The organism is Mangrovibacter phragmitis (genome assembly GCF_001655675.1).
GTDB lineage: Bacteria > Pseudomonadota > Gammaproteobacteria > Enterobacterales > Enterobacteriaceae > Mangrovibacter > Mangrovibacter phragmitis.
In genome coordinates this window covers 127,671-144,048 of the sequence record NZ_LYRP01000012.1, presented here as the reverse complement: position 1 = coordinate 144,048, position 16,378 = coordinate 127,671, and the positions used below count along the sequence as shown (strand labels likewise).

General features: G+C 53.8%; 19 protein-coding genes. 2 read left to right on the top strand and 17 right to left on the bottom strand.

Features of this window, described 5'->3' with window-relative positions; translation table 11 throughout:
- Positions 1 to 19: 19 nt before the first annotated feature.
- From A9B99_RS10945 to A9B99_RS10925, 5 genes are all read right to left on the bottom strand, one after another.
- Positions 20 to 1,165 carry a flagellar hook-length control protein FliK gene (locus tag A9B99_RS10945; protein ID WP_064597417.1) on the bottom strand — a complete coding sequence of 382 codons (1,146 nt, stop codon included), beginning with the start codon at positions 1,163 to 1,165 and terminating at the stop codon, positions 20 to 22.
- Positions 1,165 to 1,470 (bottom strand): hypothetical protein, encoded by a 306-nt coding sequence (locus A9B99_RS10940; protein ID WP_064597416.1) that lies wholly within the window; start codon positions 1,468 to 1,470, stop codon positions 1,165 to 1,167. The genes A9B99_RS10945 and A9B99_RS10940 overlap by 1 nt, the downstream gene beginning before the upstream one ends.
- Positions 1,463 to 1,858: a flagellar export chaperone FliS gene (gene fliS, locus A9B99_RS10935; RefSeq protein WP_064597414.1), complete on the bottom strand. Its 396-nt coding sequence runs from the start codon at positions 1,856 to 1,858 to the stop codon at positions 1,463 to 1,465. Before fliS ends, A9B99_RS10940 begins: the two co-directional genes overlap by 8 nt.
- 13 nt (positions 1,859 to 1,871) lie before the next feature.
- Positions 1,872 to 3,167: a flagellar filament capping protein FliD gene (gene fliD / locus A9B99_RS10930; protein WP_064597412.1), complete on the bottom strand. Its 1,296-nt coding sequence runs from the start codon at positions 3,165 to 3,167 to the stop codon at positions 1,872 to 1,874.
- Positions 3,168 to 3,441: 274 nt separating this feature from the next.
- Entirely contained in the window at positions 3,442 to 4,302 is an 861-nt protein-coding gene (locus A9B99_RS10925; RefSeq protein WP_064597409.1) for a flagellin N-terminal helical domain-containing protein, read from the bottom strand.
- Between the two features lie 752 nt (positions 4,303 to 5,054).
- Between A9B99_RS10925 and A9B99_RS10915 the strand changes: the two genes are divergently transcribed.
- Entirely contained in the window at positions 5,055 to 6,122 is a 1,068-nt protein-coding gene (locus A9B99_RS10915; RefSeq protein WP_064597405.1) for a transcriptional regulator, read from the top strand.
- Positions 6,094 to 6,558 (top strand): hypothetical protein, encoded by a 465-nt coding sequence (locus A9B99_RS10910; protein WP_064597403.1) that lies wholly within the window; start codon positions 6,094 to 6,096, stop codon positions 6,556 to 6,558. Before A9B99_RS10915 ends, A9B99_RS10910 begins: the two co-directional genes overlap by 29 nt.
- A gap of 26 nt (positions 6,559 to 6,584) precedes the next feature.
- On the opposite strand, the gene A9B99_RS10905 is transcribed toward A9B99_RS10910, so the two are convergent.
- From A9B99_RS10905 to flgB, 12 genes are all read right to left on the bottom strand, one after another.
- Positions 6,585 to 7,586 carry a hypothetical protein gene (locus A9B99_RS10905; protein ID WP_064597401.1) on the bottom strand — a complete coding sequence of 334 codons (1,002 nt, stop codon included), beginning with the start codon at positions 7,584 to 7,586 and terminating at the stop codon, positions 6,585 to 6,587.
- A 6-nt stretch (positions 7,587 to 7,592) separates the two neighbouring features.
- On the bottom strand, positions 7,593 to 8,513 hold the full coding sequence (gene flgL / locus A9B99_RS10900; RefSeq protein WP_074388791.1) for a flagellar hook-associated protein FlgL: 921 nt from the start codon (positions 8,511 to 8,513) through the stop codon (positions 7,593 to 7,595).
- Positions 8,514 to 8,531: 18 nt separating this feature from the next.
- Positions 8,532 to 9,896: a flagellar hook-associated protein FlgK gene (flgK, locus tag A9B99_RS10895; RefSeq protein ID WP_064597398.1), complete on the bottom strand. Its 1,365-nt coding sequence runs from the start codon at positions 9,894 to 9,896 to the stop codon at positions 8,532 to 8,534.
- Between the two features lie 89 nt (positions 9,897 to 9,985).
- On the bottom strand, positions 9,986 to 10,291 hold the full coding sequence (locus A9B99_RS10890) for a rod-binding protein (protein WP_064597397.1): 306 nt from the start codon (positions 10,289 to 10,291) through the stop codon (positions 9,986 to 9,988).
- An 11-nt stretch (positions 10,292 to 10,302) separates the two neighbouring features.
- Positions 10,303 to 11,397, bottom strand: coding sequence for a flagellar basal body P-ring protein FlgI (locus A9B99_RS10885; RefSeq protein WP_082917863.1), 1,095 nt, complete (start codon positions 11,395 to 11,397; stop codon positions 10,303 to 10,305).
- 10 nt (positions 11,398 to 11,407) lie between these two features.
- Positions 11,408 to 12,076, bottom strand: coding sequence for a flagellar basal body L-ring protein FlgH (gene flgH, locus A9B99_RS10880; protein ID WP_064597392.1), 669 nt, complete (start codon positions 12,074 to 12,076; stop codon positions 11,408 to 11,410).
- Positions 12,077 to 12,092: 16 nt separating this feature from the next.
- Positions 12,093 to 12,878 carry a flagellar basal-body rod protein FlgG gene (gene flgG / locus A9B99_RS10875; RefSeq protein WP_064597390.1) on the bottom strand — a complete coding sequence of 262 codons (786 nt, stop codon included), beginning with the start codon at positions 12,876 to 12,878 and terminating at the stop codon, positions 12,093 to 12,095.
- Positions 12,879 to 12,908: 30 nt separating this feature from the next.
- Positions 12,909 to 13,640, bottom strand: a complete 732-nt coding sequence (locus tag A9B99_RS10870; RefSeq protein ID WP_064597388.1) for a flagellar basal body rod protein FlgF — start codon at positions 13,638 to 13,640, stop codon at positions 12,909 to 12,911.
- Positions 13,640 to 14,836, bottom strand: a complete 1,197-nt coding sequence (flgE, locus tag A9B99_RS10865) for a flagellar hook protein FlgE (protein WP_064597386.1) — start codon at positions 14,834 to 14,836, stop codon at positions 13,640 to 13,642. The genes A9B99_RS10870 and flgE overlap by 1 nt, the downstream gene beginning before the upstream one ends.
- Before the next feature lie 30 nt (positions 14,837 to 14,866).
- Positions 14,867 to 15,538, bottom strand: coding sequence for a flagellar hook assembly protein FlgD (flgD, locus tag A9B99_RS10860; RefSeq protein WP_064597384.1), 672 nt, complete (start codon positions 15,536 to 15,538; stop codon positions 14,867 to 14,869).
- The gene (flgC, locus tag A9B99_RS10855; protein ID WP_064597382.1) at positions 15,538 to 15,966 is read right to left on the bottom strand and encodes a flagellar basal body rod protein FlgC; all 429 of its coding nucleotides are present in this window, start codon (positions 15,964 to 15,966) and stop codon (positions 15,538 to 15,540) included. The genes flgD and flgC overlap by 1 nt, the downstream gene beginning before the upstream one ends.
- 20 nt (positions 15,967 to 15,986) lie before the next feature.
- Entirely contained in the window at positions 15,987 to 16,337 is a 351-nt protein-coding gene (gene flgB, locus A9B99_RS10850) for a flagellar basal body rod protein FlgB (RefSeq protein ID WP_064597380.1), read from the bottom strand.
- Positions 16,338 to 16,378 lie beyond the last annotated feature (41 nt).

Genomic DNA, 16,378 nt, shown 5'->3' with positions numbered 1-16,378 from the left:
TCCTTGTTATTGCGCTGAGTTATATCGTCAGGAGGATGGTTGAATCCTGCTGTGTTTCTGAGGCCTGCCGGGTAAGTACACCTGCACCCGGAGTGCTCTCATCGGAGTGATGATGGGTTCTCTCATCCTGTGGCTGGCGTGGCGAGTGACCATGGCCTGTCGATATCTGAACACTGACGCGTTGCGTGGTGTCAGCCGCCAGTTGCTCCTGTAAACCGTGGCTGACCAGCCTGAGCGCCCGTGCAACGTCTTCGTGTTGCGCGTGCAGTGCAACCTGAAGCTGGCCCTGCTCCAGGTGCAGGTGAATGTCGATTTTGCCAAGTGCTGGCGGGTCCAGCCGGATATGCGCGGTTTGGGTGCGGTTAGCAATATGCATCTGTAACCTGGCACCCAGTGCGGCCTGTAGCCGTTCTGTTTGCGGCTGGTACGCTGAACTTACCTGGTGGGTGGGCGTAGTCGCAGCAGGCCGCTGGCTGGCATCGGTTGCAACTGGCTCCGGCTGACTGGCTACGGCAATGGGCGGTTGTGCCGGCGCGACAGACGCCTGGTGTTGACCGGCCACACTGGCGTTGTCACGCCCGGTGCCCGGCATTGATGTTGCCTGGGTTGTCGGTGTTGCCATGCTGGCTATGGTCGTCATCGTTTCCATCGCCTGGGGCTGGTGAGGAGCCTGCCGGGTATCACCGGGGGTAACAGGTTGTTGTCCTGCTGCTTCCCACGCAACCTCTTGTCGTGTGGCTGGCAGCGTTGCGGTAACAGCCAGTGATGCAAAGCGTTCTGGCTCACCGGCAGGAATATGGGCTGCATCCACAGAAAATACGCCTGATATGGGTGGCACGAATGAGGCCTGTGGCGCTGAGAGCACTGTAGTACTGGCAGGCAGCAAAGTGCCCGGAAGCCGGTCTACTTCACGGGGCGCAGTTAGCTCATCACTCAGGCTAACGCCCATGAGCGGTTCCTGTGGGCATACAGGAGCATTCAGCACAGACTCCGCTGCTACCGGGAAAATACCCTGTTCCATACTGAACAGCAGATGGGAGAATGTTTCCGGTACCTGCTCAGTGCCGGAAGCGATTGTGCCGGAGTATGCCGGCAGGCTGTTTTCTGGCAGTGAAGGGGAATCCTGCCAGTGCTGCCCTTGTTCCGGTGCCGATATCCACGCCATTAACCTAAGTCCTTTTCATCCATAAATGTGGCATACGCTGCCGCTCTTTCTCGGTTGTTGCGGGTTTGCTCCATTTTTCCGCGCAGCACTTCGCTTTGCTGATGGCACCAGGTATTCACCCGACGATGCGTGGTTTGCAGTACATCAATCGCCTTACTTTGCGCGGGGGATAGTGTCGCCCCCTGAAGGTCACTCAGTAATGTGGCAATCTGCTGGTCAACCTGGATCACCTGCGCCCAGTTGTGGGCGCTGGCGGCCTGGCGCAATGCAGTCGCCAGGTGGTAAATAGCCTGTGGATTAGTCATGCGGCAGGCCCATTTGTTGCCACCCCTGCTGGAGCTGGCGGAGAATCAGGGTGACTTCATCAACCTGCTCAACCGATAACGCGTGGCTGCTGTGGTAGAGGCGATAAACGCAGTAGTCATACAGCCGGGATAAGTTGGCCGCTACATCGCCACCTTTGTCGAAATCCAGTGCGCTGGTCAGGGCGTTCAGGATATCGATACACTTGTTCACACTGGCCGCTTTGTGTTCAAAACGGCGCGCCACAATGTGGCTTTTAGTACGTTCAAGTTCATCCAGCAGGCCGTCAAACAGCATTAATACCAGTTGATGCGGGTTGGCAGAGGCAACCTGAACCGCGAGGTCAGATGCCTGATAGTGGTCTGAATAGTCTTTTGTGTTGTGGTACATCGGGTGTTCCTCCTTAAACTAAGCCGAACATGCTCATGGTACTGTTCATTTGCAGCGTGACTTGCTGCAACTGAGTGAACTGGCGCAGATAGCGGTTGTAAGCGCTGTCATAACGGGTATTCATTTTTTCGCTTTTGCGATCAATTTCTTCCTGGCGGCGATCCAGCGTTTCCTGGCGGCTTTTCAGCAGGCCGTCTGTGCTGTTGAGGTAGCGGTCGAGGGATTTATCCATCTTGCTGAGCATGCCGTCCGGGCCATTGAAAAATGTGGTGACTGATTGCGGGTTGGACTGCAGTTGTTTGGTCAGGGTGTCATTGTCGATTTTGAGTTTGCCATTGCGGTCAGCGCTGATACCGAAATCCGCAATGGTGAAACCATCAATATCGCTGCGCAGCAATGTATTCAGGTCGCGTTGCAGGGCACTGATTGTCGGGTCGCCCGCCAGGGCGCCACGCTCACCGTCTGCGCCGTTTGAGGTCAGTGTATTGAGCGAGGTCATCAGTGTGTTCCAGGAATCAACGAAGGTATTTACCTGGTCTTTAGTGGCATCGATATCGGTATCCACATGAATGGTGAGTGGCTTCCCATCAGTAACACCAATTAATTCAACAGTGACTCCGTCAATCAGGTTGTCGATGGTGTTGCTGCTGTGAGTGAATGACACCTCGCCCATGCGAAACTGAGCATCCTGAGCCGGGGAAATTTCAGCCGGGTTGGCAAACAAAGCCTGAGTGGCGTCATCACCACTGATTTGTACATCGAGCGTATTGGTTGCCCCGGTTTCGTCGCTGCTGAGCATCAGCATGACCTTGCCATCTGTGCGCACCAGCGAAGCCGTCACTCCCGGGTTATCTTCTGCGTTGTTGATAGCGGCGGCGAGGTCGGCCAGGGAATCGATTTCAGACAGGTCGATATCCAGCTCTTCACCTGCCAGCGCAATAGTCATGGTGCCGCTGGCATTGCGGATATCTTCGTCCGTCAGCCCGGCATAACCGGTTTGATGGGCGCTGGCTAACTGGTCCACTTCAATGTTGTAGGTCCCTTTTTGTGCCGCATCGGTGGTGGTGACGTTGGCAATGCCTGCCATATTGGTGGTCGCCTGGGTTTGCAACATGCTCTGGCCCGCCTGGTTCATACCCTGAATGGCGGTGCGAAAATCTGTCAGCGCAGTACGCAAGGCCCGCAATGCGGTTTGCTGGGCATTCAGCGTGGCGGTTTGCGTTTTAATCGCATTCTGCATGGGCTGGATATCGTAAAACGCCAGTTGAGTTGCCAGCGTTTGTGGATCAAGGCTGAGTAAATCTGACATGGTTAATTTTTTCCCTTAAAACAATAAAAACAGGTGCGCGTCCTTTCCTTTCCACCGGGTGCTGGCATGTGCGACTACGGTGCTTTACCGCAATACCCTGCGCCTCATGGTTTTATAGATTGCAAAGCGCATGCCAACTTATTTTTTATTTAAAATCAAATAGTTGAATTTTTAGCGGGGAAGGTGAATTTCCCCCTGTTTTGTGAAAGCGGAAGTAACGCGGTAAAAAAAACACCGCCGAAGCGGTGTTTGGAAACGGTGTGTTACGCAAGGATTAGCCCAACAGAGACATCACCATGCCAGACATACTGTTGGACTGGCGCAGCATCGACATACTGGTTTGGGCCAGCATCTGGTTGCGGGTCATGTTGGTGGCTTCTGCCGCAAAGTCAGCATCGCGAATGTTGCCCAGGCCAAGCTCAGTGTTGTCTTTCATGTTCGCAAGGTTCGCTGCGGAGTGGCCCAGGCGGTTGATGTTGGCGCCAAAAGTCGAACGCATGGCGCTGACATCATCAATAGCGGATTCCAGAGTGTCCATCAGCGCCTGGGCGGAGGCGGCACTGCTGACATCCACGGCCGGGGTATCGGCATCTTCAGGGATCAGGTTTTCCAGCGCACCGCGCAACCCTTCGAGTTGGTCTGAGATATCCAGTTTCATCACTTCGCCAGAGCTGGCGCCAATCTGGAAATTCAGCTCGCTGTCGAACTTGCCTCCTTCAGCAAACAGTTTGTCCCCGGCATAAGACGTGTTGGACATAATATTGCCCATCTCCATGCCCAACTGGTTCAGTTCTGCCTGAATTGCTGTGCGGTCCGCTGAAGAGTTAGTATCGTTCGATGCCTGGGTTGCCAGGTCCTTCATGCGGTACATAATATTGGTCATTTCATCAAATGCGCCTTCACCTGTTTGCAGTAATGCGGTGGCGTCACTGATATTACGTTGTGCAACAGCCATACCACTGACCTGGCCCTGTAAACGGGTGGCAATCTGCAGCCCTGCCGCATCATCTGCCGCTGAGTTAATACGTTTCCCTGTACCCAAACGCTCCATGGCGGTAGAGAGCATGTTATTGGATTTGTTCATTGCGTTAACAGCAGCCATGGAAGAAGCGTTAGTAAAAATGGACATTGACATAAGTTTTATCTCCTTGTGACCTGGTTATCAGGTAAATTCCTGTCACTGGGATAAAACGGAATATTCTCGCCAGAAATTAAATTCTTTTTTTCCAAAAATGGAAATTTTTCCATTACTACATAACATCATGATTTTTATGTGTTATTTTTAAAACAAACAAAAGATAAAAAAATGTAAATTTTGCGCTATTTGTTTAATTCTTCTCGCGCCGTGCCGTTGGCCTGTCAAGAAAATTCTTATTACTACCTGCCAGGAATAAGAATAATACATCATGTAAAGGCCTGTTGTTGTGCCTGCCTGGCCTGGTGAGGTTTAATTTGGTTAAGCATAACGAGAACCCCGGAAGGCGGGGGTTATTAACGCAAAGTTGTGTATGAGTAACAGGTTGAATAAAAATGGCCCCCTCTTTGGTTATCTTATTCATCTATTCTGTTTTATGAATAGTTTATATTACTGTGTTATAATTTTGGCATATAGTTTAGTTAACAATATGTAGCTCATATTCAGCGATATTATTAACTTTTTCATGATTTTTGAGTATATTTTCCGCCACCCTTTTGCAACCCCAAATGGAGGCGGTAAATCGGTGGATACCCCACCTGCCATAGCAGGCCGTGTCTGGTGCCGTGAGTCGGTAATGTTTTATTCCTGGTTGCGCTCTGCGTTGTCTGGTGCGTTGCAATCGCATAAGAGCCATGCTTACCTGATAATAAATGCATTTAAGGGAATAGTCTGTGACCACTGGTTTTAAGATGGATAAACACGATTATTTTATCAATGACTGGTTAATCGATGAATCAGCGAACGCGCTTGTTAACGCCCACACAGGTGAATTACGCAAGCTTGGCGAGTACCAGTTTCGCCTGCTCACTGTGCTGGTTGAACATGCCGGCAAGGTACTGAGCCGCGAAGATATCACCAATATGGTCTGGGTGGACAGGGTGATAGGCAGTAACAGCCTGCCAAACGCGGTGCATGCCCTGCGAACCGCTCTGGAAGATGACGGCAAAACACAACGCATTATCCGCACTATACCTAAGCGTGGATATTTGCTGTCTGCAGAATATTGTCACGTACAGCCACGAAGTAACCCCGCTGAGGATAATCAGAGGTTGTCCTTCCAATCCGCAGACCTGGTTGGGTTACAGACTGACCTTATCAGGGCGGACGTTGCTACAAACGCCATGCAAACAGCCGATGACTCCGCTGAACCCCCGTCATCTGAAGTGCCTGAGCAAGAGGCGCCTGTGGCGACACCGGGTGAGTCTCATGCGGAAGACTCTGCTATGCCAGCGGTGCCACCAGCCGAAATAGCGGCCGCGTCAGTTGCGTTGGCTCCCCACCATTCCCGGCAAGTCCGGGTTAAAAAAAGCTGGCTGCGTAGCCCGCTTAACCTGTCAGTATTGTTTGCTGCCGTGGTGCTGGTGTTCCTTGCAGGGCAAACCTGGTGGCAAGAACGCCATGATATGCACTTACATGTTAATCGCAGTAATGAAAAAGCGTTCAGCAATATTCGCCTGTATGGCATTGAAGAGCCAAATATGAGTGGCAGCAGGCAGGACAACCTGTTCGCCCGGTTACAGAAAACGTTTTATACGCTGAATTCTGAACTGAGCGAGAAGTCCGCCAGCATGTCGGTGTATTACCAGACGCTGGGGCAATCCCTGAATTACAGTTTTATTGTTAAAGGCCCGTGTAGCCAGCAACAGTATGTAATGGTGATTCACCACTGGCGGGTGAATACAGAACGCCTTAATGATTTGATTTTGAAAGAAACCCGGAGAGAAATGCATGACCTGGCGACCTGCGCTAAAAATTAGTGTGCTTATCGGTCTGGTTTGCGCAATCGTGGCCTTGCTGTGGTATCAGAATCGTTGGGCCGTGTATACCTGGGTTGGGGTGCGCGGTAACGTGGAAGGTACTATCCCGTTTGGTTACTATGACCTCAGCTCGGGCAAAAGTGAACACTATGATTTCACAACAAAAGTTGTTAACAATGAATTGATTACCACCTTTGCCAGTACCGATGGCAACAACTTCCGTATGCAGGGTAAATTCATTATGCGGCGCAATGATGGCGAACGCAGGTTCTACGAATTTCACCCGGTGGCGTTCTCCACAGAGAAAAATGATCTGATGCTGGAGAACATGATGGATCTGTTTCTCAGCCGTGAAATTGAAACCTGGCGGCTGGTGATTGACGGGCAAAGTGTCTTTGTCTGGCAAAGCGGCGGTATTTACCTGCCACCGCGCTAAGCCGCACGACTTCGGGTAACCTGGCGTTACCCGAGTAAATGCCTGACAGTGGCCTGGGGAATATTGGCCTGCGCCGCCAGCGACCGGGCCAGTTGTTCAAAATGATTACGGCTGCTGGCAAGTTGCTGCCCGACACCCTGAGCTGTTTGCTGAACATGTTGCGTGGTCAGTGCCGGTGACATTTCGCGAATCCGCTCAGTGACGCTGGCTTTATGCTGGCGCAGAGTGGTTTGCTGATGGGTGATATGGTGCAACACCTGTTCAACCTCCCGGCGCGCATGTTTATCCCACTGGCCGGTTAACTGTTGCAGGCTGTCAACCGGGCTTGCCTGAGAAACTGGCGATAACAGCGTAAAGCTGTCTGCCGGAAAATGTATCCCTTCCCCCCGTACCCGCAATGACCCTTTCAGCGTGTCCCAACGCGACTCATCCGCCGTAAACAGGCACTCGCCGCGCGGGCTGAACTCGCCATGAATGCCAAACTTGCCCAGGCTGGCATTAAGGTGCGCCAAAATTTGCCGGGGCGACGCCGCTTCTGGCAACGTTACCGCCGCCAGCTGTTTGTACCCTTTTCCGGCGGCAAAGATCAGTGTTTCGCCTTGTGGCTGGCTGAACACTTCGCGTGGGAATCCCAGACTGAAGTGTACTTGTGAATCACGGGTCAGCGAGATGTTCAACTGCCGGTCGACTGTACCGGCGGATCGTTGCAGACGCTGTGCCAGTTGTTGTTGCAGTGCTGCGGTATCACGCGATGGACTACCGGGCTGGCCTTTAGTGTGGCGGTAATGCAGCAATACACCTTCCAGGCCCTGCAGGTAATCTTCGGCCTGCTGAATAGCCGTCAGTTGCGCATTGAGCTGAATGTTGTAGCGAGCAGGTTTGCGCGACAGTAGCGCCGGTTCAGGAAAGTCTGCCGCAGGTGTTACCTGAGCAGGCGAGCTGACACGGGCGGCTTGCTGCATTTTGTGGGTGTGCGCCGCCGCGGTTTGCGTCAACCGGGTTTTAGCTGGGGATAAACTGACCTGCATAGTGTGTTACCCCATCGTGTTAAATAAAGACAACTGGTTGACCATGTTCCAGGCCTTGAAGGTGATTTGGGTCGCGTTCACATAGAGCTGCAGCTCAATGGTCGATGTCGCCACATCCGCATCAGCCAGTTCGCTCAGCACCAGACCGTTCGCCATGCTGACATCAGTATGCGCATTTTGCAGCAGAGTCAGTTGGTTCTGGCGGCCACCCAGCTCGGTAAAAATCGCCCCAATTCCGTCCTGGGCATCACTGAGTGCATCAAGCAGGTTCTGAATATCCTGCTGGTAACTGGCGGGTGACACTGCCGGGTCTTGCATTTTTTCACTTAGCGTATACAACTCATTCAGTAATCCCAGGTCATCTCCCCCCAGGCTCAGGCATTGAGTCAGATGGACATTTTCCGTGACATTAACACCGTTGGCGACCGTGGTTTCCCGGGAATTATGGTTGCCCATAAATACCCAACGCTCTGTGGCATCATCCCACTGAATCGGGGCAGTCTGGTTTTTCGTGCCGCCAAACACATAACTGCCGGATGCGCTTTTGGTATTCACGGTATCAACCAGGGAATCAAGCAACATACTGATTTCCAGGCCAAGCCCCTGCATATTTTTATCTGCATTGGCGCCGTTAGCTGCCTGCAACAGTGTGTCGTTCAGCGCCCATAACAGATCGCTGGCACTTTGTACTTGTGCCTCCTGGGTCGACAATGAACCAGATAGCCGGGTGATATTGTCCTGGTACTGCGCAATGGTGGATTGTTCCCGCTGCAACTGGTTGATACGCGTTGCGGCGATAGGATCGTCGGAGGGAACATTGACCCGCTTTTGTGTCGACAACTGCTGCATAATCTGGCTCATTTTCATATTGTTACTGTGCATTTGCGACAACATCATCTGTTTGGTATTCAGGCTGCTTACCCGCATGAAACATTCCTTCCCTGGTTAAAAAAGGCCGAGAAGATCACTGAACAGTTGGTTCCCTGCCGAAATGACCTTCATATTGGACTGATAAGCCTGCATGTAAATTTGCAGGTTGATGGCTTCCTCATCCTGGTTGACGGCGCTGAGGTTATCGCGCTGTTGTAGTGCCTGTTCCAGAATGGTGAGAGAGGCGGTCAGTTCCGTCTGGTTGTTGCGGCTGGCGATGCCCAGCGTTGAAACCATCGCTGCGCTGCCTTCGGCCAGGCTCATATTGCCAAGCCCCGGGAGATCCATTTTTTTCTCCTGAATCGCCAGGAGGAACTGCAGATTATCACCGTTACCTGGCTCAGCAGGCGCGCCGGAAAGCGCCAGCTCGTCAGGGCTGAGGGTATTAACCTGTAACATGCCTGCCGGGTTGCCTGGGTCAAACGAAAACAACGGTTTGCCGGGGTTGCCATTCAGGTCGTAGCCCTGTGCCAGTTGCTCGTTCACCTGCTGCGCCAGCGCTTCCGCCATGCCCTGCTGTGCCGTTTCCATGGCATTCAGCGTTCCGGTTTCGTAATCGTACAACGCCCCCAGTTGCCCTCCTGGAGAAGGCGGCAAAGGAAAGTGGTGATCGGCAAATTGCAGGCTTAATACCGGCAGGCCGTTTTCGTCACGGCTACTGCTCATCTGCCCGGCAGTGGTGCCACTGACCAGTGGCTGCCCGCTTTTCATACTGACGTTGTAGTAGCCCTGGCTGTCTTCCACCACGTTCACTTCGGTTAACAGGCTTAATTCCCTGACCAGCTCGTCACGCTGGTCGCGCAGCACACTGCTGTTACCACCTGCGCTTTCCATGGCGGCGATTTTCTGGTTGTACTCGGCAATACCCGTTGTCAGAGTATTCACCTGAGAAACCGTAGCATCCCGCTGGCTGTTAATTGACGTACGCTGGGAATTAATCATGTCCTGGGTGTTGTTAAAACGGGTTGCCAGGGCACGGGACTGGTTAAGAAACTGCTGGCGTAACGCCGGGGATTCGGGCTGGGTGGTTAACTCGCTCAGGGCGCTAAAAAAATCATCCAGACCATTGCTAATGCTGGTGCTGTCATTGCCAATCACCTGCTCCAGCGCACTGAAATATTGTTGGTTGATTTGGTAATAGCTGGCCTGGCTGCTGGTGTGCCAGACCTGGCTTACCAGATACTGGCTCGATATGCGGCGAATGCTGTCTACCTGCACACCATTGCCAACCTGAGCTGTGCCATAAGGGCCGACAGCGCTTTGCACTATCCCTTGCCGGCTGTACCCCGGGGTCAGCATATTGGCAACATTCATCGCTGTCACGTTCATGCCCATCTGGGCGGTTTGTAACCCGCTGTATGCGGTATTGATCATGTTCATCCGTGGTTTTCCTGGGTGGAAAAATCGTCATATTCCCTTGCGGGGAAGCCCGCTGTTATCTGGTTAAAACGGCAAGCCAGGCCCGGTTCTTAAGTTGCTGGCGGATTCTGCCCGTCCAGTTGCGCAAGGATCAGGCGGCTGATACCCGCGCTACCTTGCGCCGCCAGGTGGTTTGCCAGTTGGTCATCATAAAGTTCGCGCAGCAGGGTTTGCTGTTTGCTGTTAAACAACGAATCCTGAGTCAGTGCGGTGCTGGCGCTGCGCATCTGGCTGAGTAACGTGCGCAGAAACATCGCTTCAAACTGGTTGGCGGCTTCCGCCAGATTTTGTGGGCGGGCTTCACCCGCAACAGGGCTGAATGGTGAACCGGCGGTCGTGGTTAATGGGGTTATCATGGCGCTTCTCCTTAAATCACAACCAGCTCAGCATCCAGCGCACCGGCTTCATGCAGTGCCTGTAAAATAGCCATGGTGTCGTCTGGGGCTGCGCCCAGGCTGTTAATCGTGTTCACAATACTGCGCAAGCTGGTGCCTGCCGGGATAGTGACCATCTGGCCGCGGTCACGGCGTACTCCAATCTCGCTTTGCGGTGCGGCTACAGTCGCGCCGTGACTCAGTGCGCCCGGCTGGCTGACCTGGGTGGATTCGTTAATGGTCACCGTGAGGTTGCCGTGAGAGACAGCCGCAGCCCGCACCACCACGCCGTCGCCAATTACCACGGTGCCGGTGCGGGAGTTAAAGACTACCCGTGGTACTACTTTCCCGGCATTCACCCGGACATCCTCCAGCACAGACATAAACGCCACCCGGCTGGCGCTGTCTGCCGGAGCATTCACGCTGATATTGGTCGCGCTCTGAGCGGTGGCCGTGCCCGCGCCAAACGCCGTGTTGAGCGCCATCGCCACATTATTGGCGGTACTGAAACTCGGGCGCTTCAGGCTGAGGGTAACCTGCCCACTGGTGTGGAAATCAGATTCAACCGGGCGCTCAACCGTTGCGCCATTGGGAATGCGCCCGGCGGTGGGGGTATTCATGGTGACACTGGACCCGCTGTTGCCTTCGGCTTTCATGCCACCCACCACCACATTGCCTTGTGCCAGCGCATACACCTCACCATCAGCCCCGCGCAATTGGGTTAACAGTAAGGTGCCGCCACGCAGGCTTTTGGCATCACCAATAGAAGACACCGTGACATCAATGGTCTGCCCGGGGGAATACCCAGGTGGCAACGTGGCGCTGAGCGCAACGGCCGCGACGTTTTTTACTTTTGGGGAAATATTAGCGGGCATTTGTACACCAAACTGGCGCAGCATATTGGTGACCGACTGGCTGGTGAACTTCACCTGGTTTTTATCGCCAGTGCCATCCAGGCCAACCACCAGGCTGTAGCCCACCAGTTGGTTGCCGCGCACTCCCTGGATATCGACCAGGTTGCCCAGCCGCTCGGCGCGGGCGCTTAGGGTAATCAACAGCAGGCATACCAATGACCTGAATCCTTTCATGATATTTTCCTTATAAAGGGAACAGTGGGTGATTAAAGAAACGGGTCAGCCACCCGGCGGAATTGGCGTCACTCAGTGCGCCTCTGCCCGCATAAGCAATGCGCGCGTTGGCGATACGCTGGGAAGAGATGGAGTTATCCGGCTCAATATCTTCCGCCCTGACAAGGCCCGTTACCCGCATATATTCATCGCCCTGGTTCAGGGTGAGCCATTTTTCGCCCCGAATGGCGAGTACCCCGTTGGGTTGCACACTGTAAACCGCCACCGTAATCGCCCCGCGCAGGCTGTTTTGCTGCTGGCTGGTTGCGTTGCCATTAAAATTACGGCTGCCATCCACCGAGCCCGCCAGTTTTTCGGCAGACTGGCCAAAAGCTTCCGGAATACCAATCGAAACGTCGTTCTTTTTGCCGAAATTGGTACGCGCCTGCTTGCTGGCCTGAGTGGATTCATCCAGCCGGATAGTCAGGATATCGCCCACCCGGTAAGCCCGGCGGTCCTGCACCAGTGACCAGTTGTATCCGGCACTGTATAACCCGCCATTGGCGGGTTTGGCGGGCGTTTCGACAGGCATAGCGGGGGGTGCGTACTGGGCATCGTCTTTATGGACCAGCAGGGTCTGGCTTTCGCACCCCGCCAGCAAGAACACCGCACCGGCTATCATCATGGTTGTTCTGTTCATCACGTTAAGCCTCTTGCTACAGCGCCTGGGTAACAAACTTCAGCATGTCATCAGCAGCAGAGACCATTTTGGCGTTCATTTCATAAGCCCGTTGCACCATTATCATGTCCACCATTTCTTCCACCACTTGCACGTTAGAGCCTTCCAGTGAACCTTGCTCCAGATGCCCAAATGCGTCTTCGCCAGGCACACCTTCTACCGCATCGCCACTGGCGGCGGTTTCCCGGTACAGGTTTCCGCCCAGCGCTTCGAGGCCCGCGGGATTCACGAAGTTGACCAGGGTGATTTGCCCTAACTCCACCGGGTCGGTTTCTCCGGCAACAATGGCGCTCACGGTGCCATCCCGCGCCACCTGAAGTGACTGCACGTTATCTGGCAGGTCGATTTGCGGAACCAGAGGCAGCCCCTGCGCGTTGGTTATCATGCCATCGGGGTTAATCTGCAGGTTTCCGGCCCGGGTGTAGGCAATATCGCCATCACTGGTTTCCACCTGGAAAAAGCCCTGGCCGGAGATAGCAATATCCAGATCCTTGCCCGTGTTCTGAATGCTGCCCACCGTAAATTCTTTCTGGGTGCCAGTGACTTTGACGCCGCTGCCGTACTGAATCCCGGTTGGAGCGGTATTGTTCTGGTCCAGTAGCGCACCTGGGGCGCGCTGGTTCTGGTAAAACAAATCAGAAAACATCACCCGGTCGCGTTTAAAGCCCGTGGTGTTGACGTTCGCCAGGTTGTTGGAGATGGCGGCCATGCGCGCATCCTGCGCGGCGAGGCCGGTTTTACTTATCCATAATGCGGGGTTCATTGTTTATCCTTTTCTGTTCTTGCCAGCGCATCATGCGCCGCGTAATAACCGGTTTCCGGCATTCGCCAGTTCTTCCGCTGCTTTCATCATCTTGATTTGCGCCTCGAACTGGCGGTTCAGCGCAATGCTGGACAGCATTTCATCCATCACAGAGACATTGGCGCTTTCCAGGTGGCGGCTGGCTATGACGATATCTTCATCGCGTGGGTTTTCCCGTGCGGCGGTCACCAGGAAGCCTGCGTCATTTTTGCTGAGCGCGGCACCGGGAACACTCACCAGTTTGATACGGTCCACATCCAGCGGCGTTGCCATATTGCCGTCTTCTGCCACCAGCGAAATTACGCCGTCATCGCTAATGTGCAGAGCAGAAAAAGGCGGCAGAATAATCGGGCCGTTATCGCCAATAACCGGGTAGCCATTAATACTCAGGTCGCCTTCCGGCCCCAGGGTAATTTGCCCGTTACGGGTATAGATTTCCCGGTCACCCGCAGCCAGCGCAATCAGCCCTTCGCCTTTAATGGCAATATCCAGCTCACGCCCGGTTTCACGTAACGCGCCTGGCGCCATTTCCACTGAACTGGCTGCGGTATTGACCAACTGGCGTGAAGCGTAACCTGCGCCGGTGAGCAACTGGCTGTTGGCCGTTTCCAGGTCGCGTCGAAACCCGGCGGTGTTGACGTTAGCCAGGTTATTGGCGTGGATCTGCTGGCGGGATAAATTGCGCGAAGCCCCGCTGACAGCGGTAAAAATCAGCTTATCCATTACACCGCCTGGAACAGGGAGCTCAGCATATTGTCATTGGTGCTGATAACTTTAGTGTTAGCCTGATAGTTGCGTTGTGCGGTCATCAGGCCGACCAGTTCATTGGTTAAATCCACATTGGAAGACTCCAGTGCGCCAGCAACAATACCGCCCAGTAACCCTGTTCCGGGCTGGCCGATAATGGGATCACCCGAGCTGGAGGTGTGTACCCAGGTGGTGCCATTCTGGCTGGATAAACCGTTCGGATTGGTGAAGGTTGCCAGTACCAGTTGCCCCTGAAGCATGCGCTCGCCATTGGAGTAAGTGGCGTACACGAAACCTTCGTCGTCAATCATTTGCCCGGTACACTGGCCAGAAGCGTAACCATTGCCCTGGTTTTTGCTGACCGAAAAATCAGAACCAAACTGTGTGGAACCGTTGTAGTTCACCGCCAGCGATAACGGCGCAGTTCCGGGGATATCCACCTGAATATCGACTGGAGAGGTAGGGGAAGCCAGCGTACCCTGCTCGGTAAATGACAGCGTTTGCGGGCCTGACGGGGAATCGACCGGTTCGCCATTCAGGGTGTACCACACTTCCCAGGTGTTATCGTCAGTTTTCACATAATACTGGTTCAGCGTATGTTCCCGGCCCAGGGAATCGTACACTTGCGTGGTATACACGTTATTCCAGCTTTCGCTGTTATCGGCGTCGAAAGGCGTCACTTCCGGTACTTCAGCGCGGGCATCCAGGTTAGCGGTAAAATCGAGGTTACTGGTGCTTTTGGCCGCAATGGCATTGTTATTAATTTGCAGCCCGGAAACTGTACCCGTTTGCAGATTACCGTTGGCATCCACCGGGTTACCCTGTAGCTGCATACCAAGGTTGTTCACCAAATTACCATTGGCATCAGTACCAAAATACCCCGCACGGGTAAACGCCGTGTTCCCGCTCGCATCACGCACCATAAAAAAGCCATTACCGGCAATCGCCAGGTCCAGGCTGTTGCCGGTGGAAGCAATGCTTCCGCCTTTGGTAATACTTTGCGTCATGCCGCTAATTCCCACGCCCAGTGGCTGGCTGGAAGCATACAGCGAGGCAAATTCCGCACGGCCGGATTTAAAACCCACTGTGCCGGAGTTGGCGATGTTATTGGAAATAGCGCCCAACTGGTCGTTGATGGCATTCAGGCCAGAAATTGCAACATTGAAACTCATAAAGAATACGTCCTGTATTAACGGGCGGCGTCATGCCGCGCGTGGTGGGGTGGATGCGCCAAACTGGGTAATATTGTGATAAGCCACTTCTCCCAGTCCGGCAATGTTCAGCAGCGTCGCGCTGCCATCGAGCGGTATTCGCACGTTAGTGACAACACCGCCTATTTCAATAGGGGCAGTGGTTTCTCCGGTGTCAGTGACCACACTCAGTGTGACATCACCGGCTTCAATGCCCAGTTCTTCCGGGTCGATAGTGAAATCCACCTGGCCTGCACCCTGGCTGCCGAGTTCAATCTTGTGCTCAGTGCCATTGCTCTCTTTGACGATGACTGTCACGACACTTGCCGGGTGTTCCAGTGTCAGGCGGCCATTTACGCTGGTTTCACCATCGCAGCTAAAGCGGTCGGTATTAACCATTACGGGTTGCCCTACCAGATTGCCGGTGCTCAGGGTCTGGAGGTTGTCCATTAGCACGGTGTTGTTCGCCATTAACTGCGACATCACTTCCATGGACTGCACCTGAGTGAGCTGTGCCAGTTGGCTGACATATTCGGTACCATCTGTGGGGTTGAGTGGGTCCTGGTTTTGTATTTGTGCCACCAGCAATTGCATAAACATGGTGTTCATGGATGACGCGGTGCTGTTGCTCACTACATTATTGCTGGTGGTGTGCGTAGTGGCGCTGGTCTGGTTGATATTCATCAGCTGGCCTCGCCCAGGCGCAACAGGCTTTGCTGCATACTTTTGACGTTGTTCAGCACTTCAACATGGGTTTCAAAGTTCCGCGAAGCGGACATCATGTCGGCCATTTCTTCCACCACATTAATTTCGGGGTACCAGACATAGCCGCCGTTATCTGCCAGTGGGTGCCCGGGCTGGTAACGCTGGAGCGCACCGCTGGTTTCTACAACATCCAGCACCTGTACACGGGCACTTTGCAGTGCGCTGTGGTGCGGGTTCTGCGCCGTATGGTAGACAGAGGCAAACACCGGACGTCGCGCCTTATAGGTGCTGTCTTCGGCTGCCGCCGGGGTTTCTGCATTGGCCAGGTTACTGGCAATCGTGTTCAGCCGTACGGTCTGGGCCGTCATAGCTGAACTGGATATTTGGTAAATTGCTTCAAATGCCATTTTCAGGGTTACCTTGCGGGTTAACGTTCTTCAATAGCCTTTTTCAGGCCAGCGAACTTCATGTTCAGGAAGGTCAGGCTCATATGAAACGCCTGGGCGTTTTTGGCAAATTCTGCCTGTTCGACATCCAGAGCCACGGTATTGCCATCTGCCGCAGGCTGGTAAGGCACGCGGTACAATGTTTCTGGCGTGGTGTGGCGTAATCCTGGTGAATTTGCGCGTTGCATCTGCGCGGCAAAATCAATATCTTTAGCCTGGTAACCCGGCGTATCGACATTCGCCAGGTTGGCAGAAAGCACTTCTGCCCGGGTTACTCGCAAAGCCAGGGCTTCGGGGTGAATGCCTAACGCTTTGTCAAAATGAATACTCACTGAGTATGTCCTTGTTTATTTCTGGTTGGTTGCTTCCTCAC